The 25,565-nt window shown below is 66.5% G+C and carries 25 protein-coding genes; 11 read left to right on the forward strand and 14 right to left on the reverse strand.

Features of this window, described 5'->3' with window-relative positions; translation table 11 throughout:
• Positions 1 to 173: 173 nt before the first annotated feature.
• A complete protein-coding gene (locus AC1RT8_RS08325; protein ID WP_493075141.1) occupies positions 174 to 722 on the forward strand; it encodes a hypothetical protein in 549 nt (182 codons plus the stop codon).
• On the opposite strand, the gene AC1RT8_RS08330 is transcribed toward AC1RT8_RS08325, so the two are convergent.
• Both AC1RT8_RS08330 and AC1RT8_RS08335 read right to left on the reverse strand, forming a co-directional pair.
• Entirely contained in the window at positions 688 to 1,572 is an 885-nt protein-coding gene (locus AC1RT8_RS08330; protein WP_493075142.1) for a hypothetical protein, read from the reverse strand. The two genes, AC1RT8_RS08325 and AC1RT8_RS08330, sit on opposite strands and share 35 nt — an antisense overlap.
• On the reverse strand, positions 1,569 to 2,204 hold the full coding sequence (locus tag AC1RT8_RS08335; RefSeq protein WP_493075143.1) for a hypothetical protein: 636 nt from the start codon (positions 2,202 to 2,204) through the stop codon (positions 1,569 to 1,571). Before AC1RT8_RS08335 ends, AC1RT8_RS08330 begins: the two co-directional genes overlap by 4 nt.
• A 232-nt stretch (positions 2,205 to 2,436) precedes the next feature.
• Between AC1RT8_RS08335 and AC1RT8_RS08340 the strand changes: the two genes are divergently transcribed.
• Positions 2,437 to 3,444 carry an alpha/beta fold hydrolase gene (locus tag AC1RT8_RS08340; RefSeq protein WP_493075144.1) on the forward strand — a complete coding sequence of 336 codons (1,008 nt, stop codon included), beginning with the start codon at positions 2,437 to 2,439 and terminating at the stop codon, positions 3,442 to 3,444.
• Positions 3,445 to 3,501: 57 nt separating this feature from the next.
• On the opposite strand, the gene AC1RT8_RS08345 is transcribed toward AC1RT8_RS08340, so the two are convergent.
• Entirely contained in the window at positions 3,502 to 4,845 is a 1,344-nt protein-coding gene (locus AC1RT8_RS08345) for a methyl-accepting chemotaxis protein (RefSeq protein ID WP_493075572.1), read from the reverse strand.
• Positions 4,846 to 5,202: 357 nt separating this feature from the next.
• On the opposite strand from AC1RT8_RS08345, the gene AC1RT8_RS08350 reads away from it, so the two are divergent.
• Positions 5,203 to 7,464 carry an NADP-dependent malic enzyme gene (locus tag AC1RT8_RS08350; protein WP_493075145.1) on the forward strand — a complete coding sequence of 754 codons (2,262 nt, stop codon included), beginning with the start codon at positions 5,203 to 5,205 and terminating at the stop codon, positions 7,462 to 7,464.
• A 31-nt stretch (positions 7,465 to 7,495) separates the two neighbouring features.
• On the opposite strand, the gene AC1RT8_RS08355 is transcribed toward AC1RT8_RS08350, so the two are convergent.
• From AC1RT8_RS08355 to AC1RT8_RS08365, 3 genes are all read right to left on the reverse strand, one after another.
• Entirely contained in the window at positions 7,496 to 8,221 is a 726-nt protein-coding gene (locus tag AC1RT8_RS08355; protein WP_493075146.1) for a hypothetical protein, read from the reverse strand.
• A 117-nt stretch (positions 8,222 to 8,338) separates the two neighbouring features.
• A complete protein-coding gene (locus AC1RT8_RS08360; RefSeq protein WP_493075147.1) occupies positions 8,339 to 9,127 on the reverse strand; it encodes an SDR family oxidoreductase in 789 nt (262 codons plus the stop codon).
• Positions 9,128 to 9,249: 122 nt separating this feature from the next.
• Positions 9,250 to 10,395, reverse strand: coding sequence for an acyl-CoA dehydrogenase family protein (locus tag AC1RT8_RS08365; RefSeq protein WP_493075149.1), 1,146 nt, complete (start codon positions 10,393 to 10,395; stop codon positions 9,250 to 9,252).
• 224 nt (positions 10,396 to 10,619) lie between these two features.
• On the opposite strand from AC1RT8_RS08365, the gene AC1RT8_RS08370 reads away from it, so the two are divergent.
• A complete protein-coding gene (locus AC1RT8_RS08370; RefSeq protein WP_493075573.1) occupies positions 10,620 to 11,450 on the forward strand; it encodes an SDR family NAD(P)-dependent oxidoreductase in 831 nt (276 codons plus the stop codon).
• Positions 11,447 to 12,910, forward strand: coding sequence for an MFS transporter (locus AC1RT8_RS08375; protein WP_493075150.1), 1,464 nt, complete (start codon positions 11,447 to 11,449; stop codon positions 12,908 to 12,910). Before AC1RT8_RS08370 ends, AC1RT8_RS08375 begins: the two co-directional genes overlap by 4 nt.
• A 16-nt stretch (positions 12,911 to 12,926) precedes the next feature.
• Here AC1RT8_RS08375 and AC1RT8_RS08380 read toward each other — a convergent pair whose 3' ends face one another.
• Entirely contained in the window at positions 12,927 to 13,385 is a 459-nt protein-coding gene (locus AC1RT8_RS08380; RefSeq protein ID WP_493075151.1) for a hypothetical protein, read from the reverse strand.
• Positions 13,386 to 13,588: 203 nt separating this feature from the next.
• On the opposite strand from AC1RT8_RS08380, the gene AC1RT8_RS08385 reads away from it, so the two are divergent.
• On the forward strand, positions 13,589 to 14,137 hold the full coding sequence (locus tag AC1RT8_RS08385) for a CHAP domain-containing protein (RefSeq protein WP_493075152.1): 549 nt from the start codon (positions 13,589 to 13,591) through the stop codon (positions 14,135 to 14,137).
• 197 nt (positions 14,138 to 14,334) lie between these two features.
• On the opposite strand, the gene msrB is transcribed toward AC1RT8_RS08385, so the two are convergent.
• Entirely contained in the window at positions 14,335 to 14,832 is a 498-nt protein-coding gene (msrB, locus tag AC1RT8_RS08390; protein ID WP_493075153.1) for a peptide-methionine (R)-S-oxide reductase MsrB, read from the reverse strand.
• A gap of 182 nt (positions 14,833 to 15,014) precedes the next feature.
• Between msrB and AC1RT8_RS08395 the strand changes: the two genes are divergently transcribed.
• The 3 genes from AC1RT8_RS08395 to AC1RT8_RS08405 are packed head-to-tail and all read left to right on the forward strand — an operon-like array spanning position 15,015 to position 16,763.
• A complete protein-coding gene (locus AC1RT8_RS08395) occupies positions 15,015 to 15,479 on the forward strand; it encodes a carboxymuconolactone decarboxylase family protein (protein WP_493075154.1) in 465 nt (154 codons plus the stop codon).
• A complete protein-coding gene (locus AC1RT8_RS08400) occupies positions 15,466 to 16,362 on the forward strand; it encodes a sigma-70 family RNA polymerase sigma factor (protein WP_493075155.1) in 897 nt (298 codons plus the stop codon). Before AC1RT8_RS08395 ends, AC1RT8_RS08400 begins: the two co-directional genes overlap by 14 nt.
• A complete protein-coding gene (locus AC1RT8_RS08405; protein ID WP_493075156.1) occupies positions 16,362 to 16,763 on the forward strand; it encodes a hypothetical protein in 402 nt (133 codons plus the stop codon). The genes AC1RT8_RS08400 and AC1RT8_RS08405 overlap by 1 nt, the downstream gene beginning before the upstream one ends.
• 41 nt (positions 16,764 to 16,804) lie before the next feature.
• Here AC1RT8_RS08405 and AC1RT8_RS08410 read toward each other — a convergent pair whose 3' ends face one another.
• The 3 genes from AC1RT8_RS08410 to AC1RT8_RS08420 all read right to left on the reverse strand — a co-directional run bounded on the left by AC1RT8_RS08410 (position 16,805) and on the right by AC1RT8_RS08420 (position 20,361).
• Positions 16,805 to 18,046, reverse strand: a complete 1,242-nt coding sequence (locus AC1RT8_RS08410; RefSeq protein ID WP_493075157.1) for a cytochrome P450 — start codon at positions 18,044 to 18,046, stop codon at positions 16,805 to 16,807.
• Between the two features lie 138 nt (positions 18,047 to 18,184).
• Entirely contained in the window at positions 18,185 to 19,426 is a 1,242-nt protein-coding gene (locus AC1RT8_RS08415; RefSeq protein ID WP_493075158.1) for an ABC transporter permease, read from the reverse strand.
• Positions 19,423 to 20,361 (reverse strand): ABC transporter ATP-binding protein, encoded by a 939-nt coding sequence (locus AC1RT8_RS08420; RefSeq protein WP_493075574.1) that lies wholly within the window; start codon positions 20,359 to 20,361, stop codon positions 19,423 to 19,425. Before AC1RT8_RS08420 ends, AC1RT8_RS08415 begins: the two co-directional genes overlap by 4 nt.
• A 131-nt stretch (positions 20,362 to 20,492) precedes the next feature.
• On the opposite strand from AC1RT8_RS08420, the gene queG reads away from it, so the two are divergent.
• Complete coding sequence (queG, locus tag AC1RT8_RS08425; RefSeq protein ID WP_493075159.1) at positions 20,493 to 21,707, forward strand: tRNA epoxyqueuosine(34) reductase QueG; 1,215 nt, start codon at positions 20,493 to 20,495, stop codon at positions 21,705 to 21,707.
• Here the strand turns inward: queG and AC1RT8_RS08430 are convergent.
• Positions 21,649 to 22,038 carry a hypothetical protein gene (locus tag AC1RT8_RS08430; protein ID WP_493075160.1) on the reverse strand — a complete coding sequence of 130 codons (390 nt, stop codon included), beginning with the start codon at positions 22,036 to 22,038 and terminating at the stop codon, positions 21,649 to 21,651. The two genes, queG and AC1RT8_RS08430, sit on opposite strands and share 59 nt — an antisense overlap.
• Positions 22,039 to 22,051: 13 nt before the next feature.
• On the reverse strand, positions 22,052 to 22,732 hold the full coding sequence (locus AC1RT8_RS08435; RefSeq protein ID WP_493075161.1) for an EI24 domain-containing protein: 681 nt from the start codon (positions 22,730 to 22,732) through the stop codon (positions 22,052 to 22,054).
• A gap of 97 nt (positions 22,733 to 22,829) precedes the next feature.
• Between AC1RT8_RS08435 and AC1RT8_RS08440 the strand changes: the two genes are divergently transcribed.
• Positions 22,830 to 23,828 carry an adenosine kinase gene (locus tag AC1RT8_RS08440; protein ID WP_493075162.1) on the forward strand — a complete coding sequence of 333 codons (999 nt, stop codon included), beginning with the start codon at positions 22,830 to 22,832 and terminating at the stop codon, positions 23,826 to 23,828.
• Between the two features lie 80 nt (positions 23,829 to 23,908).
• Here AC1RT8_RS08440 and AC1RT8_RS08445 read toward each other — a convergent pair whose 3' ends face one another.
• Entirely contained in the window at positions 23,909 to 25,435 is a 1,527-nt protein-coding gene (locus tag AC1RT8_RS08445; protein ID WP_493075163.1) for an amino acid permease, read from the reverse strand.
• Positions 25,436 to 25,565: the final 130 nt, after the last annotated feature.

A 25,565-nucleotide genomic window follows, 5' to 3' on the forward strand; every position in this document is an offset into this window, starting at 1 on the left:
TAACGAGCTAGCTTTCGGGAGCGCAATCCGGGCAAGTTCAGTTCATGGGCACAGCGCGGCGAGCCGGTTCCCGGATGGTCGCCGACCAAGCTGCGGATCTAACGTCGATCGCAGCTCGTCTTTGCCTGAGCGCGCGTGCTATCCGCGGGGCAGATGCGAACGGGGAGGAATCATTGAGCCATAGCATGCGGCCGATCGGCGGGCTGGCCGCCCTGCTCGTGCTGGCGGCCTGCGGGTCGGCGGAGGAGCCGCAGGCGCCGGCGGGGCCTGCGCCCAAACCGAGCTTCGACCAGACGGTGCCGGGCGTGCGCGCGACCATCGCCGGGCTGGGGGCGCCCTGGGCCAAGCCGAGCAAGAACGAGATCGTGCCTGATCCGGCCACGGGCGGGACGATCATCGCGACCAGCGGGGACGGGGGCGAGGCGAAGCTCTACCGGTTGCCCGATGGCTGGATCCGGGAGGTCGGCCTGACCTCGGGCGTGGGCAAGAGCTGCGGCGATCCGGCCGATGTCGAGCGGGCGATTCCGTTGCTGCTGACCGGGCTCGCGACCAAGGTGAGTTTGAGCCCGGTACAGGCGCAGAAACTCAAGGTGGGACTGACCGCCGGGCCGCCCGTGACGGTCAGTCTCCGCGGGGTGCGGGTGACCGTGCAGGGCGGCTGCGTTCAGGCGCTGACCGTGACGGCGATCAGCCAGCCGGCTGCTGCGCCTTCACGTCTATGACCTTGTCCCGGTCGTAATCCAGCACGCCGGGGACCGGCGTCAGGCGATCGATCTGCAAGCCGAAATAATTGGGCACCCGGCCGCTCGCGCGGAGATCGGCCGGGACGATGGTGAAGGCGGCCAGGCGCGGATCGACCTTGTCGTCGGGGGCGGGCGGCTGCCAGCTGGTCGTGGTCAGCTTGCCGGGGAATTCGGTGGTGATCGGCGGGACGGGGCGCCCCTCCGCCTTGGCTTTGGCGCGTTCGGCCATCCAGGTGCCGACCATCGTGCCGGTATTGACGATCTGGCCGGGCTTCACCTCGAACTGGATGCTGCCCATGCACAGGCACGTGCCGCCGACGCCGGCGGCGATGATGACCGGGCCGTAAAAGGCGTAATGGCCGGGCGGCACCATCTGGAGGAAGACGGAGCGGCCCTTCTCCTTGGCGAAGCGGTTGAACGGGCCGATCGAGACCATGTTCTCCTGCTCGATCGCGGGGAAGGCGAGGTTCGCGTCGGTCGGCTCGACCGGCTTGACCGGGCGCGGGCCGCTCCTGCCCGAACCGGCCTTGTCCCAGGCAGCGGCCTCGCTGACCCAATTGGCCTGTTTCTTGACCCATTTGCCATGGGCCTTGGCCAGCGCTTCCTTCCGCCGCCGCAGATAATCGTCGATATCCTCCTTCTCCGGGCGGCGGATGAAGGTGAGCGGCGTGGCGGTCTCGGTCTGGACGATGATGTAGCTTTTCGCGGGATCGATCTCGGCGACGGGCTTGTCGGCGATCGCCTTGTATTCGCGCACCGGCGGGCCGTCTGCGGCGAGGGTGGGGGCGGCGGCGGCGGCAAGGGCCGCGGCGAGGAGATAGCGGCTCATTTGCCCAGTGCCTCCGTCTTCGGCGTTTCGCCCGAGGCGACCCTGGCCTGTTGTTTCAGATAGGCCTGGCGCTTGCCTTCCTCCAGCGAGGAGAAGCCTTCCTCGAAATTGAACTCCTGCCACATGTCCTTGGGCAGGCCGTAGCGCTCATAGCCCTTGAAATTCATGCAGCGGCGCATGTTGACCCGGCGCGTCGCGCGGACCTGGGCCGAGCCGAAGATCGCCGCGACCATGAGGTTGGCGATCGCGCCGCCCGCCGCGCCGGCGAGGGTGCCGGCATAGGGATAGGGCGTCTCCATATTGCCGAACGGGCTGGCCAGGCCGCGCGAGAGATTGTCGCAGTCGCGCAGATCGGCGAGCGCGGTTTTGAAATCCGTGCCGGCGCGGTGGAAATAATAATATTTGTCGAAGTCCTTTTCGACCTTTGGATCGGGCGTGAAGGCAAGCGCGGGCATCGGGATCGAGGCGACGTCGATCTTCTCGTCGGCTGACGGGAGGGCGACGGTCTGGGCGGTATCCGAGTCGGCGGCGGGCGCTTGCTGAGCCGGAGGCGCTTCCGCCTCCTGCGCCAAAGCGGGCGCTGCCCAGATGAGCAGCGCGGTTGCGGCACCCTGGGCCACGAGACGTTTCATGCTTCCTACCCCCCGGCGGACTCCCCGGGGGAATTATGGACAGAATGGAGTGCGTTACAAGCGGTCACGCGTCAGATCGGCATTTTGTTCACGGTGGCATCGGCGCCGACCGTCCGAGACCTTCGTATGGCTTTCCTCCCGCCCGCGTCCTTGGGACAATGCCGCTGCTTTCGCGAGGCCCTGTGACGGGCGTGGCGAGCGGCCCGGTGCAACCAGCAATGACGAGAAAACCATGTCAGAAACCATCGACCAGAACCGCCGCCGCCTCATCGGGGCGGGTGCCGTGACCCTCGCCGCCGCGCCGTTCTTGACGATCGGGGCGGCCCAGGCGAGCCCGCCCGCCGCCTTCGGGCCGCTGAAGCAGGTCGATGCCGGTCCGCTCACCATCGGTTATGTCGATGCAGGCCCGGCCGACGGCCCGCCGGTCGTGCTGCTGCATGGCTGGCCCTATGACATCCACGCCTTTGTCGAGGTCGTGCCGCTGCTGGTGGCGAAGGGATATCGCGTGATCGTGCCGCATCTGCGCGGGCACGGCACGACCCTGTTCCGCTCGGCCGATGCGCCGCGCAATGGCCAGCAGGCGGCGCTGGGGCAGGACGTGATCGCGCTGATGGATGCGCTGAAGATCGGCAAGGCGATCGTCGCCGGCTTCGACTGGGGCGCGCGCACCGCGTGCATCGTCGCGGCGCTGTGGCCGGAGCGGTGCAAGGCGCTGGTATCGGTCAGCGGCTATCTGATCGGCAGCCAGGAGGCGAACCGCATGCCGCTTCCGCCCAGGGCGGAATATCAATGGTGGTACCAATATTATTTCGCGACCGAGCGGGGCCGGGAGGGCTATGGCAAATATCGCCGCGATTTTTCCCGGCTGATCTGGGAAACCGCGTCGCCCAAATGGCGGTTCGACGATGCGACATTCGATCGCAGCATGGCCTCGCTCGACAATGCCGACCATGTCGCGATCGTGATCCACAATTATCGCTGGCGGCTTGGCCTGGCCGAGGGCGAGCCAGCCTATGACGCGCTGGAAAAGACGCTTGCCGCAGGGCCGGTGATCGCGGTGCCTACCATCACCATGGAGGGCGACGCCAATGGGGCGCCGCATCCGGAGCCGGCCAATTACCGGGCGAAATTCTCGGGGAAATATGCGCACCGCACGATCGGCGGCGGCGTGGGGCACAATCTGCCGCAGGAAGCGCCGCGCGACTTTGCCCAGGCGGTGATCGACGCGGGTAGCTGGTAGAGTCCCCGCGTCAACGATGATCCCTGCTTGGCCGAAGCAGATGTCGTCGATCTAACCTCAGGCCGCCACCCGCGCCGCGAACTCGCCCGCGCTGCCCTTGAGCGTGCCGAGGCGTGCGTCGAGCCGGTCGAAGCCGCGGCCGACGCCGTCGATATCCTCGGCCACCGCCTCGGTATCCTCGCGGATCGCGGCGATGGTGTTGGACATGGAATCGGCGGCGAGCGCCGTCTCGTCGACCGCGGCGGTGATCGCGGTCACCGTCTGGGCCTGCGCCTCCATCGCGACTCGGATTCGGTTGGCGCTTTCCTGGACCTCGGTCACGATCGACTTGATCGCGGCATTGGTCTCGACCGTTGAGCGGGTGGCCGACTGGATCGCGGCGATCTTGCTGGCGATGTCGTCGGTCGCGCGCGCCGTCTGGTTGGCGAGCGACTTGACCTCCTGTGCGACGACCGCGAAGCCGCGGCCGGCATCGCCGGCGCGGGCGGCTTCGATCGTGGCGTTGAGCGCGAGCAAATTGGTCTGGCCCGCGATGTCGCGGATCAGGCTGAGGATCGATTCGATCGACTGGGCATGGCCGCTCAAGGTTTCCGACATGCCGACGGCGGCGCCGGCTTCGGACAAAGCGCGGGTGGAGATTTCGGCGGCTGCCTCGACCTCGGTGCGGGCATCCTCGATCGCGCGGATCAGGCCGGCCGAGGTGCGGGCGGCTTCGCGCATCGCGAGGGCGGATTGTTCGGCGGCGGCGGCGACTTCGGAGGTCTTGCCGAGCATGCCGCGCGCCGAGGTCGAGCCTGCCGCGGCCTGGCGGCGCAACTCGACGCCTTCCTGGGTGGCGGCTTCGACCATGAGCGCGATGCCGTCGCGGAAATCGCCGGCGAGGCGGTCGCGCTCCTGCTTCGCATCGAACTCGATATAGGCAGTGAAGAGCGAGGCGTAGATATCGCATTCGAGCGAGCGCAGCCGGAAGAACACGTCGTTGATCCGCTGGCGCTCCTCCTTCGAGCAATCATAAAGCCGCCCGAGGATCTCGAGCATCTGGGTCGCGCCGGCGCAGGTCATCGAGATGAGCGTGGTGAGCGAGACGTTTGCGGCAAAGGCCTTGGCGACCATGGTCTCGGCCGACCGCACCCAGTCGAGCTGGTCCGGCCGGTCGTAGCGGTCGCGCAGATAGGCGATTCCGGCCTGCACCGTCCAGGCGGGGGCCTGTGCCGGCGCGCGCTCGCGGTCGCCGAAGAAGCGGCTCACTTGCGCCTGCTGGGTCTCGGCGACGCTGGCCGCCTCGGGCTCGGCGATGGTCCACATCCGGCGCGCGATGGCGAGGTCTTCCGCGGTGAAGCCGAACAGGCGCAGGCGCTCGGCGAGATCAAGCGCGTCGGCGGCGTTGCCGACGATGGGCAGTTGCTTCAGAAGGGCAGCGTCTTTCACGGCGTGGACCTTGTAACGGGCGCGGGTGTCCAAGGCCTGGCCCCCGCCGCGCCGGTTTAGCCCCCGCGCGGTTAAGGACGGGTTATGGCCGCAGCGTGTAGCGCCAGATCGGCTCCAGTGCCGCTGCCCCCACGCTTTTGCGCGGAAGAAGGGGTTTTTGCCGCCGACAGGCTTGTCCCGGCCCGATCCTTGTCGCAAGAGCCCCAGCAACGAGCGGCGGGGTTGGGCCCGGAGCAACTCCGGGATGACGTAGGGTCACATTGCCTCTAAAGGCGATGATCCTATAGGATTCGCGCCCGTGCGATGGCGACGAACGAAAGCGAGAGATGCATGGCCGACGAATCGAACGTTCAGTTTTCCGAGCGCGAGGCGCTCCTGTTCCATTCGGAAGGCCGGCCGGGCAAGATCGAGATCATCGCGTCGAAACCGATGGCGACTCAGCGCGACCTGGCGCTCGCCTATTCCCCCGGCGTCGCGGTGCCGGTGCGGGCGATCTACGAGGATCCCGCCACTGCCTATGATTATACCGCCAAGGGCAATCTGGTCGCGGTGATCTCCAACGGCACGGCCATTCTCGGCATGGGCAATCTCGGCGCGCTGGCGTCAAAGCCGGTGATGGAAGGCAAGGCCGTGCTGTTCAAGCGCTTCGCCGATGTCGATGCGATCGACATCGAGCTGAAGACCGAGGATGTCGACCGGCTGATCGATGCGATCGAGCTGATGGAGCCGAGCTTCGGCGGCATCAACCTGGAGGACATCAAGTCCCCGGAATGTTTCATCATCGAACAGACGCTGCGCGCGCGGATGAACATCCCGGTGTTCCATGACGACCAGCACGGCACCGCGATCATCGCCGCCGCCGGCCTGATCAACGCGCTGTACCTGACCGGGCGCGACATCAAGGACACGACCGTCGTGATGAACGGTGCCGGCGCCGCCGCGATCGCGTGCGCCGAGCTGATCAAGGCGATGGGCCTGCCGCACGATCAGCTGCTGATGTGCGACCGCACCGGCGTGATCTTCCAGGGCCGCACCGAGGACATGAACCAGTGGAAGTCGGCGCATGCGGTGAAGACCGAGAAGCGCTCGCTGGCCGAGGCGCTCGACGGCGCCGATGTGTTCATGGGGCTTTCCGCCGCCGGCGCGCTGCCCGCCGAACTGCTGATGAAGATGGCGGCCAAGCCGATCGTCTTCGCCATGGCCAATCCCGATCCCGAGATCTCGCCGCCCGAGGCCAAGCGCGCGCGGCCCGACGTGATCATCGCGACCGGCCGTTCGGACTATCCGAACCAGGTCAACAATGTGCTCGGTTTCCCGTTCATCTTCCGCGGTGCGCTGGATGTGCGCGCGACGACGATCAACGACGAGATGAAGGTCGCGGCGGCCGAGGCGCTTGCCGCGCTGGCACGTCAGCAGGTGCCAGAGGAAGTCGCGGTCGCCTATGGCGTGCGGCACACCTTCGGCCCCGATTACATCATCCCGGCACCGTTCGATCCGCGGCTGATGGAGATCGTGCCCGCCGCCGTCGCCAAGGCGGCGATGGATTCGGGTGTTGCGACCAAGCCGATCCTCGACATGGAGGCTTATCGCCAGTCGCTCCGCGCGCGGATGAACCCGACCACCTCGGTACTCAGCCTCGCTTATGAGGGTGCGCGTGCGCATCCCAAGCGCGTGCTGTTCGCCGAGGGCGAGGAAGAGGTCGTGCTGCGCGCGGCGATCGCGTTCAAGGACGGCGGATACGGCACGCCGGTGCTGGTCGGACGCGACGACGTCTATGATCGCCTGCGCGCGCTCGGGGTCACCGATCCCGAAAGCTATGAGGTGCACAACAGCCGCAACTCGCCGCTGGTGCCGAAGATGGTCGAGTTCCTCTACAAAAGGCTTCAGCGGCGCGGCTATCTGCACCGCGACGTCGAGCGGATGATCAACCAGGACCGCAACATCTTCGGTGCGGTGCTGCTGCAGCTCGGCGAGGCCGATGCGATGATCACCGGCATCACCCGCACCTATGCGCACACCATGCGCGAGGTGCGCCGCGTGATCGACCCCGAGGCGGGCCGCACGCCGTTCGGCATCCATCTGATGGTCGGGCAGACCCATACCGTGTTCATGGCCGACACGACGGTCAACGAGCGGCCGACGGCCGAGGAACTGGCCGACATCGCCGAGCAGACCGCTTTGGTCGCGCGGCGCATGGGCCATGAACCGCGGGTCGCGTTCCTCAGCTATTCGACCTTCGGCAATCCGGAGGGGCGCTGGCTGGAGAATCTGCGGGCCGCGGTGCAGGTGCTCGATGATCGCAAGGTCGGCTTCGAATATGAAGGCGAGATGGCGCCCGACGTGGCGCTCAATCCGAAGCAGCTCGCCAACTATCCGTTCGCGCGGCTCTCGGGGCCGGCGAACGTGCTGATCATGCCGGGGCTGCAATCGGCCAATATCTCGGCGAAATTGCTGCGCGAGCTGGGTGGCGATTCGGTGATCGGGCCGATGCTGGTCGGCATGGAGAAGTCGGTGCAGATCGCACCGATGACCAGCACGGCGAGCGAACTGGTGACCCTGGCGGTGCTGGCTGCGGGCGGGATTGCGCGATAGCTACTTCCTCCCCGGAACGGGGAGGAGCAAATTAAGGCCTGGACGGATCAACCATCGGCTTGCCGGGTTCGAACGACACCGTGGGTGAGCGCGATCCCGGCGGGGCATCGACCGAGGGCTGCATGCGCTGAATCGGATCATCGGCCGATGGCCGCATGCGCTGGAGCGGTTCCGCCACATCGTCCTCGACCCGGGTCGGCTGCGGCTCCTGGGATCCGAACGCGTGGATGCGATAGGTCTGGCGGCCATCGGGGGCTTTTGCGCCTTGCTCGGTGACCACGGTCAGGGGCGGCGGATCGATCACCATCACATGGCGCTTGTCGCCGGTCAGCAGGCTCAGCTCCTTTTCGAGCATGCCGACGAACAGCCCCCTGGTGATGCCGGGCGAGCGGAAGGCGGGCGACACATAGTCGGGGTCGGCATTGCCCTTGTCCACCCAGGCGGTGAGCCTGGTGCCGGCGCCGCCATGGATCGGGGTGAGCTTCGCGGTCATGGTCATCGCAGTCTGATCGCGGCTCTTGACGATCCAGGTCACGCTGTCGGCCGTGCGCCAGGCATTGATGACCGGCAGCACGCCGCCCGACCGGGACGGATCGGTGCCCGGCTCGCCCGGTTGCCGGCGGATGTCGCCGTCCTGGATCGCGGCAATGACGTCGCCGACCGGGCGGTCGATGTCGCGGTTATAGACGGTCGGGCGGGTCGCATAGACGCTGACCGCCACCACGGTGACACTGATGAGCAGGCTCTTCACGAGCATCGATTTTCCCCCGGCGCGCGACGGGCCGCTGTCGCCGATGGGGAGTGAAGACCGGGTGTTTCGGGAGGGTGAATGCGGCGTTAGGAGGAATTCCTCCCAGTGCGGGGAGGAACCCAGTTAGGTGTCGAGGCTCGTCCCCAGCGCTGCGTTCACCAGGCCGCCATCGACCGTGATCGTGTCGCCCACCACATAATCGCCGGCGCGGCTGGCGAGATAGATCGCGGCGCCGGCCATGTCCTCGTCCACGCCGATGCGCTTCGCAGGAATGCCCTTGGCGATCGCCTCGCCATGGTCGCGCGCGGCCTTGTTCATCTCGCTGGCAAAGGCGCCGGGGGCGATCGAGGTGACGTTGATCGAATCCATGATCAGCCGCGCGGCCATGCGCTTGGTCAGGTAGATCAGCGCCGATTTCGAGGCGTGATAGCTGTAGGTTTCCCACGGATTGAGTCGCTGGCCGTCGATCGAGGTGATGTTGATCACCTTGGCCGGACGATCCCGGCTGGCCGCCGCCTTCAGCGCTGGGTGGAGCGCCTGGGTGAGGAAAAAGGGTGACTTCACATTTAGGTCCATCACCTTGTCCCAGCCTTTTTCCGGGAAATTCTCGAACGGTTCGCCCCAGGCCGCGCCGGCATTGTTGACCAGGATGTCGAGTCTGTCGGTATGCTCGGCAAGCTGGGCAGCGAGCGCCTTGCAGCCAGCCACGGTGGAGACGTCCTGGGGCAGAGGAATGCATTTCTCGCCCAGTTCCTTCGCGGCCTCGAAACACGCCTCGGCCTTGCGCGAGGAGATGTAGACGGTCGCGCCCTGGGCGATGAATCCCGCCGCGATCATCCGGCCGATGCCGCGCGAGCCGCCGGTGACGAGGGCGGCACGGCCGTCGAGGCGGAAAAGCTTGGTGGTGTCCATGTCTTGTCTCTCCATTTTCGTCATGCCGGACTTGTTCCGGCATCCACCGTGCCGCGAACTCATCGGGTGGTGGAAAAGGTCAACGGTGGACCCCGGAACAAGTCCGGGGTGACGGATTGTTTTTACCCTCCGCGCTTGATCGTCTCGCGGGCGATGATGAGTTGCTGGATCTGGCTGGTGCCCTCGTAGATCCGGAACAGGCGCACGTCGCGGTACAGGCGTTCGATGCCGTAATCAGCGATATAGCCTGCGCCGCCGAAGATCTGCACGGCGCGGTCGGCCACACGGCCGACCATCTCGGACGCGAAATATTTCGCGGCCGCCGATTCCATCACCACGTCCTTGCCCGCATCCTTGGCGGCCGCTGTTTCCAATACGAGCGCCCGGGCGGCGAGCGCCTCGGTCTTGGAATCGGCGATCATCGCCTGGATCAGCTGGTGCTCGGCGATCGGCTTGCCGAACTGCTTGCGTTCGGTCGCATAGGCGACCGAATCCGCGATCAGCCGCTCGGCCACGCCGATGCACACTGCGGCGATGTGCAGCCGCCCGCGATCGAGCACGCGCATCGCGATCTTGAAGCCCTCGCCCTCGACGCCGAGCATGTTGGCCGCGGGCACGGGCACATCGTCAAGGATCACGTCCGCGACCTTCGCGCCCTTTTGCCCCATCTTCTTTTCGGGTTCGCCGATCGACAGGCCAGGCAGGTCGCGCGGCACGAGGAAGGCGGAGACGCCGCGACCGCCGGGCTCCTCGCCGGTGCGCGCCATGACGGTGAACAGGTCGGCCTTGTCGGCATTGGTGATGAAGCGTTTGGTACCGGTCAGGCGATAAACGCCGCCGTCCTTCACCGCCCTTGTCTTCACGCTGCCCGAATCACTGCCGACATCGGGCTCGGTCAGGGCGAAGCTGGTGACGATCTCGCCGCTGGCGATGCGGGGCAGCCAGTGTGCCTTCTGTTCGTCCGAGCCGGCCATGACCAGGCCCTGGCTACCGATGCCGACATTGGTGCCGAAGGCGGAACGGAAGGCCGGGCTGGTGCGGCCGAACTCGATCGCGACCCGCGCTTCCTCGCTCATGGTGAGGCCGAGGCCGCCATGCTCCTCGGCGATCGACAGGCCGAACAGGCCCATGTCGCGCATCTCGCGCAGCACGTCGGCGGGGATCGCATCGGCTTCCTCGACAACGGCTTCGAGCGGGCGCAGGCGCTCGGTGACGAAGCGGCGTACCATGTCGATCAGTGCGTCGAAGGTTTCGGGATCAAGGGCCACGCTTCAGTCTCTCCATCGTCATGCCGGACTTGTTCCGGGGTCCATCTCTCCCCCGGCGTCAGCGCGTGAGGAGGAATGGACCCCGGAACAAGTCCGGGGTGACGGGTCGTAGTGGAGGGGCTGCCGTCTCGCAAGCATATGCAAACCCGAAATTCCAAAAAGCCCGCATTGACCGGGCCAAACCCCATACTATGCTGACCAAAATCGAGATACAGGAGAATGGAATGCGCTTTTCGGGCAAGCGCGCCGTGGTGACCGGCGGCGCTTCGGGGATCGGCCGCGCGACGGCGTTGCGGCTCGCCGAGGAGGGCGCCGAGGTGTGGATCGGCGATATAGACGACGCCGGCGGGCAGGATGTCGCGGCGACCTCGAACGGGCGAATCCATTTCCTGCGCACCGATGTGACGAAGGTCGGGGATATCGCCGCGCTGATGGCCGCGGCCGATGCGGCAGGCGGACTGGATGTCGTGTTCAACAATGCCGGCGCTGGCGGGTCGCGTGATCCGATCGGGGAGATTTCGGCGGAAGATTGGGACCGCACCCAGGCGCTGCTGCTGCGGTCGGTCGCGATGGGCATTCGTTACGCCGCCCCGCTGATGATCGCGCGGGGCGGCGGGGCGATCGTCAATACCGCCTCGATCGCGGCGCTGCAGGCCGGCGCCGCGCCGACCGCCTATTCGGTGGCCAAGGCGGGCGTGCTGCACCTGACGACGATGGCCGCCGCCGATCTGTCGCGGTACAATATCCGGGTGAACGCGGTCTGCCCCGGCTTCATCACGACGAACATCTTCACCGCGGCGTTAAGCATCGATGGCGAGAAACGCGCCATGGCCAACGACATGATTCGGGGTATAGCGACGCATGCCCAACCCCTGCAGCGCGCCGGAAAGCCCGAGGATATCGCCGCCGCGGTCGCCTATCTGGCGAGCGACGATGCGGGCTTCGTCACCGGCACGCACATCACGGTCGACGGCGGCATGACGATCGGGCCGCGCCATAGCTGGGATGCGGAGGCGCCGTCGATGTTCGCCGCGCTCGAGAAGTTCGCGTCTTGAGTGGTGTCCTGATCGCCGCGCCGCCGCAGCGCAAGCTCGGCGCGCGGAGCCGCTGGTCGTTCGGTGTCGGATCGATCGCGTACGGGGTGAAGGACAATGGTTTCGCGACCTTCCTGCTGCTGTTCTACAATCAGGTGATCGGCCTGCCGGCGAGCAGCGTCGGCATCGCCATCATGTGCGCGCTGGTGGTCGAGGCGTTCGTCGACCCGGCGGTCGGCTATTTCTCCGATCACACGCGCAGCCGCTGGGGGCGGCGGCATCCCTGGATGTACGCCTCTGCCCTGCCGGTCGCGATCGGCTGGCTGCTGCTGTGGAATCCACCGCACTGGTCGGAGACGGCGACGCTCTTCTATGTGTTCGGCAGCGCGCTGCTGGTGCGCATCGCGCTCTCGGCATTCGAGATCCCGTCTTCGGCGCTCGGGCCCGAACTCAGCTCCGACTATGACGAGCGGACCCGGCTCTTCTCCTACCGCTATCTGTTCGGCTGGGGCGGGGGGCTGGCGATGTTGTCGCTGGCCTATGCCGTGTTCCTGGTGCCCGATGCGACTCATCCGGTCGGCTTGCAGAATGGCGATGGCTATTCGCGCATGGCGCTGTTCGCCGCGATCGTCATGGCGCTGTCGATCATCATCTCGTCGATCGGCCTGCACCACGAGATCAAGCATCTGCCCAAGGTGCCGAAATCGACCGCGAGCTTCGGCACGCATTTCGCGCAGTTCCGCGCGACCATTTCGAACAAGGCGTTCCTGGTGCTGATGGCGGCGGGCGTGTTCGCCTATACCGCGCAGGGCATCTCCTTCGCGCTGTCCAATTACATGTACACCTATGTCTGGCGGTTCGAGGGATCGGACTATCAATGGCTGTCGCTGGCGCTGCTGCTCGGCGCGGTCGGCGCCTTCTTCATCGCGCCGATGCTGACCAAAGGCGGCAACAAGCCGCGGGTCGGCATGATGCTGTCCTTCGTCAGCGCAACCCTGCTTGTCTCGCCCTATATCCTGCGGCTGCTCGGGCTGTTCCCCGAGCCCGGGTCGCCGACGATGCTGCCGATCCTGCTGGTGATCTTCCTGGTCAATACGGCGTGCAGCGTGGGCGCCTTCATCCTGGGCGCGGCGATGCTGGCCGATGTGGTCGAGGAATCGGAGACGCGCACAGGCAAGAGGTCCGAGGGCGTCTTCTATGCCGGCGGCTTCTTCGTGCAGAAGATGGTCGGCGGGCTCGGCATCTTCATGGCCGGGGCGATCCTGGCGTTCGCGGCTTTCCCCGCTGCGGCCAAGCCGGGACAGGTGCCGGTGGCGACGATCGACCGGCTGACCCTGGTCTTCATCTGCCTCGAACTGCTGTTCTACGGCCTGGCCGGGCTCTGTTATGCGCGTTTCCCGTTCGGCCGGGCGGAGCATGAGGCGCGGCTGGCGCGGAGCACCGCGGCGGCGGAACGCGAGGGCGCGCCGCACGCGCCGTGAGGTCCAGGTTGAGAACCTAGCCCGCGATCAGGCGGATAAAGGCGCTCGATACCCAGCCCGATTTGCACGGGCCGGTATAAGCGCGCGGCGAAGCGACCGGCGCCGCAACGCCGCAATCCGTCTCGGGCGCTTCCTTCGGCGCGACCACCACGCCCATCCAGCGCTGGTCGATCGAGCGGGTGCAGACGCGAAGCTGCGCGCCCGCCTCGAGCCGCATCAGTTCGTCCGCCTCGGCGAAGGGTGCGGCGCGCACCGGCAGATAGGCTTCGCCGCTGGGCAGGTTCACCACGCGGCCCAGGCTGTTGCAGGCCTGGAAGGCGGGGCCGCCTTCGCCGATCCGCACCGGCTGCGTGCCGGGGCTCAGCGCGACCGCAGCCTCGTTCTCGTTGAGCAGGACATTGTCGTTGCCGCCCGTGCCGCTCCGGTCCGCACAGGCGAGAAGGAGCAGGCACAGGGCCGGGGCGAGGGATTTCATGAAGGTGATTCTACCGATGATGCGGCGACTTGGCGAGCGCGCATTGCTCCGCGCACGCCGATCGGCGTGCGGCGAGGGCCAGTCATCGCCTCGTAAACACGGTTCGTCCTAAAAGGTTCCCTTCGTCGGGGTGGTGGGGTTCCCCATGCGGGCTCGACCTGCTTTTAGAGGCTCACGAGTTTCGCTGGACCTGAGGGGGCCACATGAATTTCCGGGCGTTTGCAGCGCGTTTGGCGCTGGTGGTTTCGTGCAGCCTGATGGCGACGACCCCCGCAATGGCGCAGTTCTGGCAGTGCGCGCCCTATGCCCGTACCATTTCCGGCATCGCGATCCACGGCAACGCCAACACCTGGTGGAACCAGGCGGCCGGCCGTTATGCCCGCGGCCATGCGCCGAAGGTCGGCGCCGTCCTCGCTTTCGCTTCCACCGGCAGAATGCGCCTCGGCCATGTCGCGATGGTGAGCGAGGTCGTCAGCGACCGTGAGGTGCTGCTGACCCATGCCAATTGGTCGCGCCGCGGCGGGATCGAGCGCAACGTCCGTGCGATCGACGTGTCCGAGGCCGGCGACTGGAGCATGGTCAAAGTGTGGTACGGCCCGAATGGCGGCCTGGGTACCAGTTCCTACCCGACCAAGGGCTTCATCTATTCGGATCGCGCCGCCGACACCGATACCGTCGAGACCGAGACGCAGGAGCCGATCGCGCCGGTGACGATCGCGTCGCTCGGCATGTCGGACGAGATCAGCTTCTGACCTTCCTTCCTCTCCCTTGAGGGGAGAGGATACCGAAGCTTGGCAGCTTGCTGCCTAGCGCAGGTTGGAGAGGGTGGGGCCACAAGCGCGCTCGCTGAAGAGCGAGCGCATCACCCTCTCCCAGCTCCGACTAGGCCTCGCTGAAGAAGCGAGACCAAGTCTGCGCAACCCTCTCCCTCAAGGGAGAGGGATAAGAATTACGCCTTCCCCGGACGGAACGTCATCGCCACGCCGTTCATGCAATAGCGCTTGCCAGTCGGCTTCGGCCCATCATCGAACACATGGCCTAGATGCCCGCCGCACCGCCGGCAATGGACCTCGATGCGCGAGAAGCCGAGCGTGCGATCCTCGCGGGTGCGCACCGCATTCTCCAGCGGCGCCCAGAAGCTCGGCCAGCCGGTGCCGCTGTCGAACTTGGTCTTCGACGAATAGAGCGGCAGCCCGCAGCCGGCGCAGGCGAAGATGCCGGCTCGATGCTCGTCATTGAGCGGGCTGGTGAAGGGCGTCTCGGTCGCCTCGTGGCGCAGCGTGCGATAGGCGGCGGGGGAGAGCTTCGCCTTCCACTGAGCGTCGGTCATCGTCACTTCGAATGTTTCGGGCGGGCCGGCCGAGGCGCTGCCGCGGCAGCCGAACAGCGCGAAGGCTGCGGCGCCGGTGCCGGCGAGAGTCAGGAAGCTGCGGCGGTCTGGGGTCATGATCGTCCTCGGGCGTAGCGGTGATGCGGATATAGGTACGCGACATTGGCCGGACGAGATGCAAGCGAAGCCAGTGACGCGCGAGCCAGGCCCCAAAAATAAATTCCCAACCCCATGTCACACTCGCCGGGGCTATCCCGTCAAGTCTGCATGCGTGCATGATGCACGCCTGGAGACAGACAATGACCGCACGTGTTCGTAACCCCCATATGCTGGCGCCCGAGAGCATCAAGGCGATGATGGCGCTCGAGACGAGCTTCGAAGGCTCCAGCCTCGGCCATAACCTGATGGAGATGGTTCGGCTCCGTGCGTCGCAGATGAACGGTTGTGCCTATTGCATCCACATGCACTCGACCGACCTGCGCAAGTCCGGCGAGAGCGAGATGCGGCTGTACATGCTGCCGGCGTGGCGCGAATCGACCCTGTACAGCGACCGCGAGCGCGCCGCGCTGAGCTGGACCGAAGCGCTGACCCGGCTCGCCGAAACCCACGCGCCCGACGCCGATTATGAGCCGGTAAAGGCCAATTTCAGCGAGGCCGAGCAGGTTCAACTCACCCTGCTGATCGGTTCGATCAACGTCTGGAACCGGCTGCAGGTGGGCTTCCGCGCGCCGCATCCGGCGGAACGCACCAGTGTCGCGGCCTGAGCCCGCGGCAGAGCTGTTCGAGGCGCAGCGGCCGCGGCTGCTGCGCCTCGCCTATCGCATGCTCGGCTCGGTCTCCGAGGCCGAGGATGTAGTGCAGGACGCCTGGCTGCGCTGGTCGCGGGTCGAGGAATCGGTCGATGTGCCGGCCGCCTACCTCACTCGCATCGTGACCCGGCTGTGCCTCGACCAGATGCGCTCGGCCCGAGTGCGGCGTGAAACCTATATCGGCGAATGGCTGCCCGATCCGCTGGTCGAGGCGACCGAGGACGGGCAGGCCGACGACCTGACTCTGACCCTGATGCTCGCGCTCGAACGGCTGTCGCCGCTGGAGCGCGCCGCCTTCCTGCTGCACGACGTGTTCGGCGTGGCGCTGAACGAGGTGGCGGGCACACTCGACCGCGATGCGGCGGCCGTGCGGCAGATGGCGGTGCGGGCGCGCAAGCATGTCAGGACGGCCCGGCCGCGCTATCCCGTCGAGCAGGCCGAGGCGGACCGCATCACGCGTGCCTTTTTCGCGGCCGCGCGCGACGGCGATGTCGCGGCATTGCAGACCATGCTGGCGGACGATGTGGCGGTCTATTCCGATGGTGGCGGGCGCGTGCTTGCCTTCCGCAACCCGATCCTCGGCGTGGCCAAGGTGCTGCGCATGTTCGCCGGGCTGGCGCGCAAGCATGTCTATCGGCCGGTCATGCTGAAGCCGGTCTCGATCGACGGGCTGCCCGGCTATGTCAGCATCGATCGCGGAGAGATATTGCAGACTACCGCGCTGGAGATCCGCAACGGGCGGATCGCGGCGATCTACATCATGCGCAACCCCGACAAGCTGGCCCATGTCGCGCTCGCCTTCGGCCAGACGCAGACTGTCATTCCGGGAGGACAATAATGCGAAGCACGATTCCGATTCTCGCAGCGATTCTCGGCCTTGGCGCGGTCGCCAACGGCCTGATCATGCTCGCCGTGCCGGCCGACTGGTATTTTGCGGTGCCCGGCGTCACCACGACCGGCCCGTTCAACCAGCATTTCATCCGCGACATCGGGCTGATCTTCGTGCTGATCGGCGCGGCCTATATCTGGGGCGCCGCGCGCCCGGCGATGCGGGTTCCCTTATGGGGCGCGGCGAGCTTCTGGCTCGCAGGGCACGCGCTGTTTCATTTGTGGGAAGTGGCGGTCGGCATTTGCGGGACGTCGGCGATCGCGCAGGATTTTCCGGCGGTGACGTTGCCGGCGATCATTGGCGTTGGGTTCACGCTGTGGGCGATGCGGGCGCGCACCCAATCGGCGTAGGCTGTACTTTACTCCCTCTCCCGCTGGGAGAGGGAAATAGGTCAGTATTTGCTGATCTCTACCGGCAGCTTGCGATAGCCATGGACGAAGCAGGCAGCGACGCGCTCGGGCTCACCGACCACATTCACCCGCATGCGGCGTTTGGCCATTTCCTCGAGCAGCGTCGAGATCTGCAGTTCAGCCAGCCGCGCGCCGACGCAGCGGTGGATGCCATGGCCGAATGCCAGATGCCGCCGCGCATTGCCGCGGTCGACGATGATCTTGTCGGCATTCTCGAACACGCTCTCGTCGCGATTGGCCGAGAGATACCAGAGCGCGAGCTTGTCGCCGGCCTTGATCTGCTGCCCTTCAAGCTCGGTGTCCTCGGTCGCGGTGCGGCGCATATGGGCGAGCGGGGTCTGCCAGCGGATGATCTCCTGCACCGTGTTGTGGATCAGCGACGGATCGCCCTCCAGCTTGGCGCGCTCGTCGGGGAACAGGTCGAGGCCATAGGCCGCTGCGGTCATCGAATTGCGTGTCGTGTCGTTCCCGCCGACGATCAGCAGGATCAGGTTCCCGAGGAACTCCATCTGGTCCATCTCGGCCATGGCGTCCGAGTGCATCATCATCGAGATGAGATCGGGCGTGGGCTCCTTGCCGAGCTTCTGGTTCCACAGATTCTGAAAATAGCCGCCGCATTCATACATGTGCTTGAGGCGTTCGAGGCGCAGCTCCTCGGTCTTCACCAGCTCGATATCGCCGGCCCAGTCGGACCAGAAGGTCAGCTTGCGCCGGTCCTCCCACGGAAAGTCGAACAGGATCGCGAGCATCTGCGTGGTCAGCTCGATCGAGACGGTGTCGACCCAGTCGAATTCCTTGTTCCATTCGAGGCTGTCGAGAATCTCGCCGGTGCGGCCGCGGATATTGTCGGAGAGGCGGACCATCTCGCTCGGCGTGAAGGCGGGCGCGACGGTGCGGCGCTGGCCGGTATGCTTGGGCCGGTCCATCGCGATGAACATCGGCATGCGCACATCGGTCGGCGAATTCTCGATGAAGTCGGCCAGCGTGATGCCGCCGGCCTGGGACGAATAGATCTCCGGCAGCGATTCGACCTGGACGATCGGCTTGTAGGTCGAGACCGACCAATAGGGGCCGAAGCCGGACTGCTCGACATAATGGACCGGCGATTCGGCGCGGAGCTGGCGGAAGGGCGCCTGCCACACATCGTCGCGGTAGAGTTCCGGCCGGCTCACATCGAGCGGATCGACCGCCGTTTCGACCATGTCCAGCGCCTGTGTCGCCATTGTCAGCTCTCCTTTGACGATAGGAAAGCCTTAACTGACACTCATGTCAATTGTGATTTGCAACGGGATCGGCGAGATGGTGGTTAGCGGAGGCGGAACGCTTCTTATTCCCCTCTCCCGCCGGGAGAGGGGAAGAGTTCACCGCCCGATCAACCCCTTCCAGTTGATCTTGCCGCTGCCCGATTGCAGCACGCCGCGGCGGAAGGCGCGGGCGGCGACGGCGATGACGATCGCGACCCACAGCAACTGCCAGGCGAGCGCCGCGACATGCGGCCAGAGGTTCGGCAGGTTCGCGGCGCGCCCGGCCATCGCATAGGGCGAGCTGAACGGGAAAATCTCGATCGCGATCGCCAGCCAGCTGTCGGGCCTCGACACCGCCTGGACCGACAGGCCGAAGATGATGATCTGCAGGATGGTGATCGGCAGCGACAGGAGCTGGAGTTCGCGCGGGGTGCTCGCCTGGGCGCCGACGCCCATGAACACCGCGCCGAGCAGCATATAGGCCATGGCGAAATAGGCGACGAACAGCAGCGAGAAGACGGGCATGCCGACCGCCGGGCCGATGTCGCGGAACGCGGCACCAAACCCAACCGGCACGAGCATGTCGATCTGGCTGGCGAGCGTGCCCCAGAAGCCGATGAATAGCAGCGCCGACCCGAACATGCCGATCAGCTTGCCGAAAAACACCGCCTCGAGCGGTACCGCGGCGGCGAGTACTTCGACCACCTTGTTGCTGCGTTCCTCCGCCATGGTGCCGACGGCCTGGCCGGCGAGGAACAGCGTCAGGAAGAAGATGCCGAACACCGCGAAAAAGGCGGAGCGCTTGTTGCCGGTCGGCGTCGGCGCGGCGCGGGCGATCGAGGTGAGGGTCGGCGTGCTGAGCGCGGCGGTGCCGCTCTTTTCCATGCGCAGCGTTTCCTCGGCGAGCTGGGCGAGGAAATTCGCGTCGCGCCGGCCGAAACCGCCATAGAGGATGGTCGGGCGCGTCAGATCGCCGAACATCGCCGCGGACGCGTCGTTGCCCTTGTCGCTGAACGCCACATGCGCCTGGCCGGCGGGGTTGTCCGCCGGGGCCTGCATGACGAGGGCCGGTGGCCGGTCGTCCCGGGCATAAAGCTGGCGCAGGCGCGCGTCGGCGGCGCGCATCGCCTCCTGCTGCGCAGGGGCGACGATCGCGACGATGCTGGCCTTCTCGACCGAGGCACTGGTGACCGACGAAGCGCCCATGCCACCGATCAGCCCGAAGGACAGCATCAGCACTGGCGTGAACAGGAACACCAGGAACATCGGCGTGAACACGGTCGCGACGAAATCGCGGCGCGCGATGGTCAGGGTCTGGCGGACGAGGCGGCGGAGATTGCCGGGAGGGAAGGCGCTCATGCCGCCAGCTCCGCGTCTTCTACCTGGTCCTTCAGGGCGCCCGGTCCGACGATGCGGACGAACGCGTCATGCAGGCCGGGCCGCTCCATGGCGAGGCCGGAGATGCCGAAGCCCCCGTCGATCAATCGTTTCAGGATATCCTCCACCCCGCTGTCGGGCACGATGAAGCGCCAGCCATCGCCGTCGCGCTCCGCATCGGGCGGGAGCAGGGCGGCGATGCCCTCTCCTTCGAAATGCGGCACATAATGAGCACGCATCGGCAGCTTGCCGCGCGCGTCCGCCACCGTGCCCTCGAACCGCGCCTTGCCGCCGGCGATGATGGTGAGCCGGTCGCACAGCCGCTCGGCATGGGCCATGACATGGGTGGAGAAGAGAATGGTGGCGCCGCGATCGCGCTGGGCGACGATCAGCGCTTCGAGCCGATCCTGATTGACCGGGTCGAGGCCGGAAAAGGGCTCGTCGAGCACCAGCAGATCGGGTTCGTGCACGACCGAGCCGAGCAACTGGACGAGCTGTGCCATGCCCTTCGACAATTTGCGGATCTTGCTGTCGACCGCATGGCCGAGGCCGGCACCCTCCATCAGGGCCACCGCGCGCTTGCGGCCGGTCTTGAGGTCGAGGCCGCGCAGCGCGCCCATGAAGGCGATCGCGTCCTTCGCCTTCATCGCTGGATAAAGCCCGCGTTCCTCGGGCAGATAGCCGACCCGATCGCTCACTTCGCGGGGGCGCTCATGGCCGAGCAGGGTGCGCGTCCCCCCATCGGGCTCGATGATGCCGAGCAGCATGCGCAAGGTGGTGGTCTTGCCGGCGCCATTGGGGCCGAGCACGCCGTAGATCAGGCCCTTGGGCACCGCGATGTCGATGCCGTCCACGACTCGGCGGCCGCCGAATTTCTTGACCAGCCCGGTGGCGCTGATCGCCAGATTGTCGGTTATCAAGTCTCACCTTCCGTTCGCCCCGAACGGGACGTGCACGCCAGATACCAGCGGTTCGTTAATGTGTCTCGACCTCTCGACACTCAAGCGAGGTGGGTCACATTTTCTGGCCGCTATGATAGCGGGTGCGCGTGCGTGACGAGATTGCCCTCAACGAACGGTTGAACGCGAAGGCGCTGGAGTTCGGCTTCGCCGCGTGCGGGATCGCGCGGGCGGACGCCGCGCCGCGTACCGCCGAGCGGCTTCGCCAATGGCTGGGCGAGGGCATGCATGGCGACATGATCTGGATGGAGGCGCGCGCGCATCACCGCGAGAGCCCCGCCGGGCTGTGGCCCGAGGTGAAGAGCGTGATCGCGCTGGGTATGAGCTACGCGCCCGCCGTCGATCCGCTGGCACTGGCCGGGGAGGGGGATAAGGGCCGCATCTCGGTCTATGCGCAGGGCGCCGACTATCATGACGTGGTCAAGCGCGCGCTGAAGGCGCTGGCACGGTGGCTGGTCGCCGAAGTGAAGGACGTGGACCTGAAGGTGTTCGTCGATACCGCGCCGGTGATGGAGAAGCCGCTGGCCGAGGCGGCGGGGCTGGGCTGGCAGGGCAAGCACACCAACCTGGTCAGCCGGGAGCATGGCAGCTGGCTGTTCCTGGGCGCAATCTACACGACGCTCGATTTGGTACCGGACGCGCCGGGCCGCCAGACCTGCGGATCGTGCGATGCGTGCCAGACGGCATGCCCGACCGATGCCTTCCCGGCGCCGTACCGGCTCGATGCGCGGCGGTGCATTTCCTATTTGACGATCGAGCATGCCGGGCCGATCCCGCATGAATTCCGCGCGGCGATGGGCAACCGGATTTACGGGTGCGACGATTGCCTGGCGGTGTGCCCGTGGAACAAGTTCGCTGCGGCGGCGAGCGCGAACAAGGCCTTTGCGCCGCGTGCGGAACTGGCCGCGCCTGCCTTGGCCGATTTGCTGGCGCTCGACGATGCGGGTTTTCGCGAAGTGTTTGCGGGGTCGCCGATCAAGCGGATCGGGCGGGACCGGATGGTGCGCAATTGCCTGATCGCTGCGGGGAACAGCGGGGCGGCTGGGCTGGTGGAGCCGGTGGCGGGGTTGCTGGGGGACGCTGCGCCGGTGGTGCGCGGGGCGGCGGTTTGGGCGCTGGGGCGGTTGGATGCGGAGCGGTTCGGTGCGGAGCGCGATGCCCGTGCGGCATGCGAGGAAGAAGAGACGGTGCGGGGCGAGTGGGCTGCAGCGAAAAGCCCCTCCCCTGAAGGGGAGGGGCTTTCTTTTACCGCACCCCCGTCCGTCCCACGCTCAGCGCCCCGACACAGCTCGCCCGGTCGATAGGGCTGCCATTGGTCTGCCGCGCATCCACATAGGTGACGACGGCCTCGCCGCGCCCCTTGGGGTAGAGATACGCATCCAGCACGCAGATCGCGTTGCCGAACTGGAGTTTTCGCGCATTGCCCTCGCGGACGTCGGCGGCGGGCTGGCCGAACAGGCCGATCAACGTATTGCCGGTCTGGCCGATCACCCGGTCGAGGCCGGCCGCGGTGCCGCCGGGGATGGGAATCGGGATCGGCACCGGCGCCGCGCGGGCCGGGCGGGGGGCCACGCCCGCGCCGCCGCACCCGGCGAGCATCAGCGCCGGCAGGATCGCGAGGGCCAGTCTCTTCATGACGCAAACACTTTCATACCCGCCGTCTTCCATGGAACAGGTGAGTGGCCATCGCCGCACCGAGAACGGGTGCGACGAGGTTGAGGATCGGCACCAGGAACAAAGCGGTGCCGGCAAGCCCCAGCGCGAAACGCTGGAAGCTGGTCGAACCGCGCCAGTTCTTCATGCCCTTGTGCGGCACGTGACGCGCGGCGACCATCTCTCCCAGATCCTGGCCGAGCAGCCAGCCATTGACGATGAAGAACAGCAGCGCCGTGCCGACCCCGGTGATCAGCAGCAGCAGATAGAGCGGCGACACCGCGAGGTTGATCAGGATCAGCCGCCCGGCCGAGCCAAGCCCCATCCTCACCGATCGGCCGAAGGGCACGTCGCGCGCCTCGGCCAGTGCTTCGGGATAGTGCTTCCCCTCGACCGCGGCGACCACATCGTCGGCGAAGATACCGACCACCGCGACGGCGATCGCACGGAACAGGAAGAAGGCGGCACCCAGCCACAGCAGCACCGTCGCAGCGCCGACCCAGCCGCCGGTCTCGGCACCCGCCCCCATCCAGGCGACCAGCCCTTGCGCGCCATACCACATGGCGACGCCGAACAGGACAAGCAGCACCAGGGTCACCCCGAGCGATTTCAGGAAGACCCGGATGATCTTCGGATCGCCGAGCTGGCCGACCGACAGGAAGAAGGCGCGGAGCATCGGGCCGGTGTAACGGGGCAGACCCTCAAGTCCAGACTGTTGCGCTCTCTTGCGCGCGCCATTACGGCCGGCCGGTATTCCCATCCAGGAGACTGACTTGACCAGCCCAACCTATGACGTGGTTGCGATCGGCAACGCGATCGTCGACGTGCTTTCCCAGGCCGAAGACGCGTTCATCACCGAGCAGGGCATGGCCAAGGGCTCGATGCAGCTGATGTTCTCGCCGGCCGAGGCCGATGCGCTCTATGCCAAGATGGGCCCGGGGATCGAGGCGAGCGGCGGGTCGGCGGCGAACACCGTCGCGGCGATCGCGGCGCTTGGCGGCACCGCGGGTTTCATCGGCCAGGTGGCGAACGACCAGCTCGGCGAGGTGTTCGCGCATGATATCCGCGCGACCGGCGTCGCCTTCACCACCGAAGCGCGCGACGGCGAGCCGACCACGGCGCGCTGCCTGATCTTCGTCACGCCCGACGGGCAGCGCACGATGAACACCTTTCTCGGCGCGTCGCAGTTCCTGCCCGAGAGTGCGCTCGACCGCGACCTGATCGCCTCGGGCGCGATCCTCTATCTCGAGGGCTATCTCTGGGATCCCGAGGAACCGCGCAAGGCGATGCGCGCCGCGATCGAGGTCGCGCGCAAGGCCGGCCGCAAGGTCGCCTTCACGCTCAGCGACGTGTTCTGCATCTCGCGTCATGGCGGCGATTTCCGCGACCTGATGGCCAAGGGCCTGGTCGATATCATGTTCGCCAACGAAGCCGAGATCCTCGCGCTGATGGAGACCGAGGATTTCGAGGCAGCGGTCGCCGCTGCGGCAGCGCAGGTGCCGACCCTGGTGGTGACGCGCAGCGAGAAGGGCGCGATCGCCATCTCCAACGGCCAGCGCGCTTCGTGCGGGGCGGAGCCGATCGAGAAGGTGGTCGATACCACCGGCGCGGGCGATCTGTTCGCGGCCGGCTTCCTGTCGGGCCAGGCACAAGGCAAGAGCCTGGAGCAGTCGCTCCGCCTCGGCGCGATCTGCGCGGCGGAGATCATCTCGCATTACGGCGCGCGGCCGATGTGCGACATGAAGGCACTGGTGGCGGAGAAGCTGGGCTAAGCGCTCACGTTCCTTCGCACCCACGAAAAAGGGGCCGGGGAGTGATCCCCGGCCCCTTTTTCTTTGCCCGTGCGGGCCGGTTATTCCACGATCGGCGGCACCGGCTGCGGCGGTGCATCGGCGTCGGTCTCATGGACCTCGACATTGCCACGCCCGACATGGCTACGGCTGTAGCTATAGACGAAATACACGACCAGGCCGATCGCGGCCCAGCCGAGGAACATCAGCTTGGTCGCCATGCCCAGGCTGAAGAACAGGTAGATGCAGCCAAGGATGGCGATCGGTGCGGTGAACATGATCGCCGGGGTGCGGAACGGGCGGCGACGGTCAGGGTCGGTACGGCGCAGCACCATCACCGCGATCGACACGGCGGCAAAGGCGAACAGCGTTCCCGAGTTGGAGATGTCGGCGAGGATGCCGACCGGGAAGAAAGCCGCGAACAGCGCCACGAAGCCGCCGGTCAGGATGGTGATGACATGCGGCGTATGGAAGCGCGGGTGGATCTTCGAGAAGACCGCGGGCAGCAGGCCGTCGCGGCTCATCACGAAGAAGATGCGGGTCTGACCGAACATCATCATCAGGATGACGGACGGCAGAGCGAGGCCGGCGGCGAGGCCGATCAGGTTGCCGACCTGAGGCCAGCCGATTTCACGCAGCGTCCAGGCCAGGGCTTCCTTCGAGCAGACGACGGCCGCATCCTTGATCGCGGCGCACTGGCTGGCGAGCTCGGCGCTGCCCGGCGACAGCGGCTGACCGCTTGGACTGGCGACCGGCTGGGCGCCGACGCTGCCGATGACGCCGGCGGCGACGAGCAGGTAGAAGATGGTGCAGATGCCGAGCGAGCCGATCAGGCCGATCGGCATGTTGCGTTGTGGGTTCTTGGTTTCCTCGGCTGCGGTCGAGACCGCGTCGAAGCCGACATAAGCGAAGAAGATCGAGGCGGCGGCAGCCGAGATGCCGGCGAAGCCGAGCGGCGCGAAGGGCGTGAACTGCTCCATGTTGATCACGGGTACGGCGAGGATGATGAACAGGGTCAGCGCCGCGACCTTGATCGCCACCAGAACGGCGTTGACCATCGCGCTCTCCTTGGTGCCGATCACCAGCAGCCAGGTGACGAGCGAGGCGATCAGCATGGCCGGCAGGTTGATCAGCCCGCCATCATAGGGGCCGCGTACGAGCATGTTCGGTATGTCGATGCCGAAAGCGTGCTCGATCAGCCCGACGACATAGCCGGACCAGCCGACCGAGACGGCGCCGGCGGCGATCGCATATTCCAGGATCAACGCCCAGCCGACCATCCAGGCGATCAGCTCGCCCATCACGGCATAGCTATAGGTATAGGCGGAGCCGGAGACAGGTACCATCGCCGCCATCTCGGCATAGCAGAGCGCGGCGACCGCACAGACGAAGCCGGCAATGACGAACGAGGCCATCATGCCGGGGCCGGCCTTTTGCGCGGCCTCCGCCGTCAGCACGAAGATGCCGGTGCCGATCACAGCGCCGATGCCGAGCATCGTCAGCTGGAAGGCGCCCAGCGATCGCGTAAGCGATTTTTTCTCGGCCGTCGCCAATATGGCGTCGAGCGATTTGATGCGTCCGAATATCATGAAATAGGGATCCCCCAATTGCGGCACCGCGGTGCCGCCGGATTTCGCCGATGGCAGCGCTCGAGCGCCGCCGATTTTCGATCGCGGGAGCCTAGCCTGAAATCAAGAGGGCGCAATCCCCAAACGCGCC

The organism is Sphingomonas sp. GW821-FHT10F11, from assembly GCF_058809095.1.

Excerpts from the sequence above, each read along its gene's own strand:
- AC1RT8_RS08330 (WP_493075142.1), bottom strand. The coding sequence starts at position 1,572 with ATGAGCCGCTATCTCCTCGCCGCGGCCCTTGCCGCCGCCGCCGCCCCC.
- AC1RT8_RS08335 (WP_493075143.1), bottom strand. The coding sequence starts at position 2,204 with ATGAAACGTCTCGTGGCCCAGGGTGCCGCAACCGCGCTGCTCATCTGG.
- AC1RT8_RS08340 (WP_493075144.1), top strand. The coding sequence starts at position 2,437 with ATGTCAGAAACCATCGACCAGAACCGCCGCCGCCTCATCGGGGCGGGT.
- AC1RT8_RS08350 (WP_493075145.1), top strand. The coding sequence starts at position 5,203 with ATGGCCGACGAATCGAACGTTCAGTTTTCCGAGCGCGAGGCGCTCCTG.
- AC1RT8_RS08355 (WP_493075146.1), bottom strand. The coding sequence starts at position 8,221 with ATGCTCGTGAAGAGCCTGCTCATCAGTGTCACCGTGGTGGCGGTCAGC.
- AC1RT8_RS08360 (WP_493075147.1), bottom strand. The coding sequence starts at position 9,127 with ATGGACACCACCAAGCTTTTCCGCCTCGACGGCCGTGCCGCCCTCGTC.
- AC1RT8_RS08370 (WP_493075573.1), top strand. The coding sequence starts at position 10,620 with ATGCGCTTTTCGGGCAAGCGCGCCGTGGTGACCGGCGGCGCTTCGGGG.
- AC1RT8_RS08380 (WP_493075151.1), bottom strand. The coding sequence starts at position 13,385 with ATGAAATCCCTCGCCCCGGCCCTGTGCCTGCTCCTTCTCGCCTGTGCG.
- AC1RT8_RS08385 (WP_493075152.1), top strand. The coding sequence starts at position 13,589 with ATGAATTTCCGGGCGTTTGCAGCGCGTTTGGCGCTGGTGGTTTCGTGC.
- msrB (WP_493075153.1), bottom strand. The coding sequence starts at position 14,832 with ATGACCCCAGACCGCCGCAGCTTCCTGACTCTCGCCGGCACCGGCGCC.
- AC1RT8_RS08395 (WP_493075154.1), top strand. The coding sequence starts at position 15,015 with ATGACCGCACGTGTTCGTAACCCCCATATGCTGGCGCCCGAGAGCATC.
- AC1RT8_RS08405 (WP_493075156.1), top strand. The coding sequence starts at position 16,362 with ATGCGAAGCACGATTCCGATTCTCGCAGCGATTCTCGGCCTTGGCGCG.
- AC1RT8_RS08410 (WP_493075157.1), bottom strand. The coding sequence starts at position 18,046 with ATGGCGACACAGGCGCTGGACATGGTCGAAACGGCGGTCGATCCGCTC.
- AC1RT8_RS08415 (WP_493075158.1), bottom strand. The coding sequence starts at position 19,426 with ATGAGCGCCTTCCCTCCCGGCAATCTCCGCCGCCTCGTCCGCCAGACC.
- AC1RT8_RS08430 (WP_493075160.1), bottom strand. The coding sequence starts at position 22,038 with ATGAAGAGACTGGCCCTCGCGATCCTGCCGGCGCTGATGCTCGCCGGG.
- AC1RT8_RS08435 (WP_493075161.1), bottom strand. The coding sequence starts at position 22,732 with ATGCTCCGCGCCTTCTTCCTGTCGGTCGGCCAGCTCGGCGATCCGAAG.
- AC1RT8_RS08445 (WP_493075163.1), bottom strand. The coding sequence starts at position 25,435 with ATGATATTCGGACGCATCAAATCGCTCGACGCCATATTGGCGACGGCC.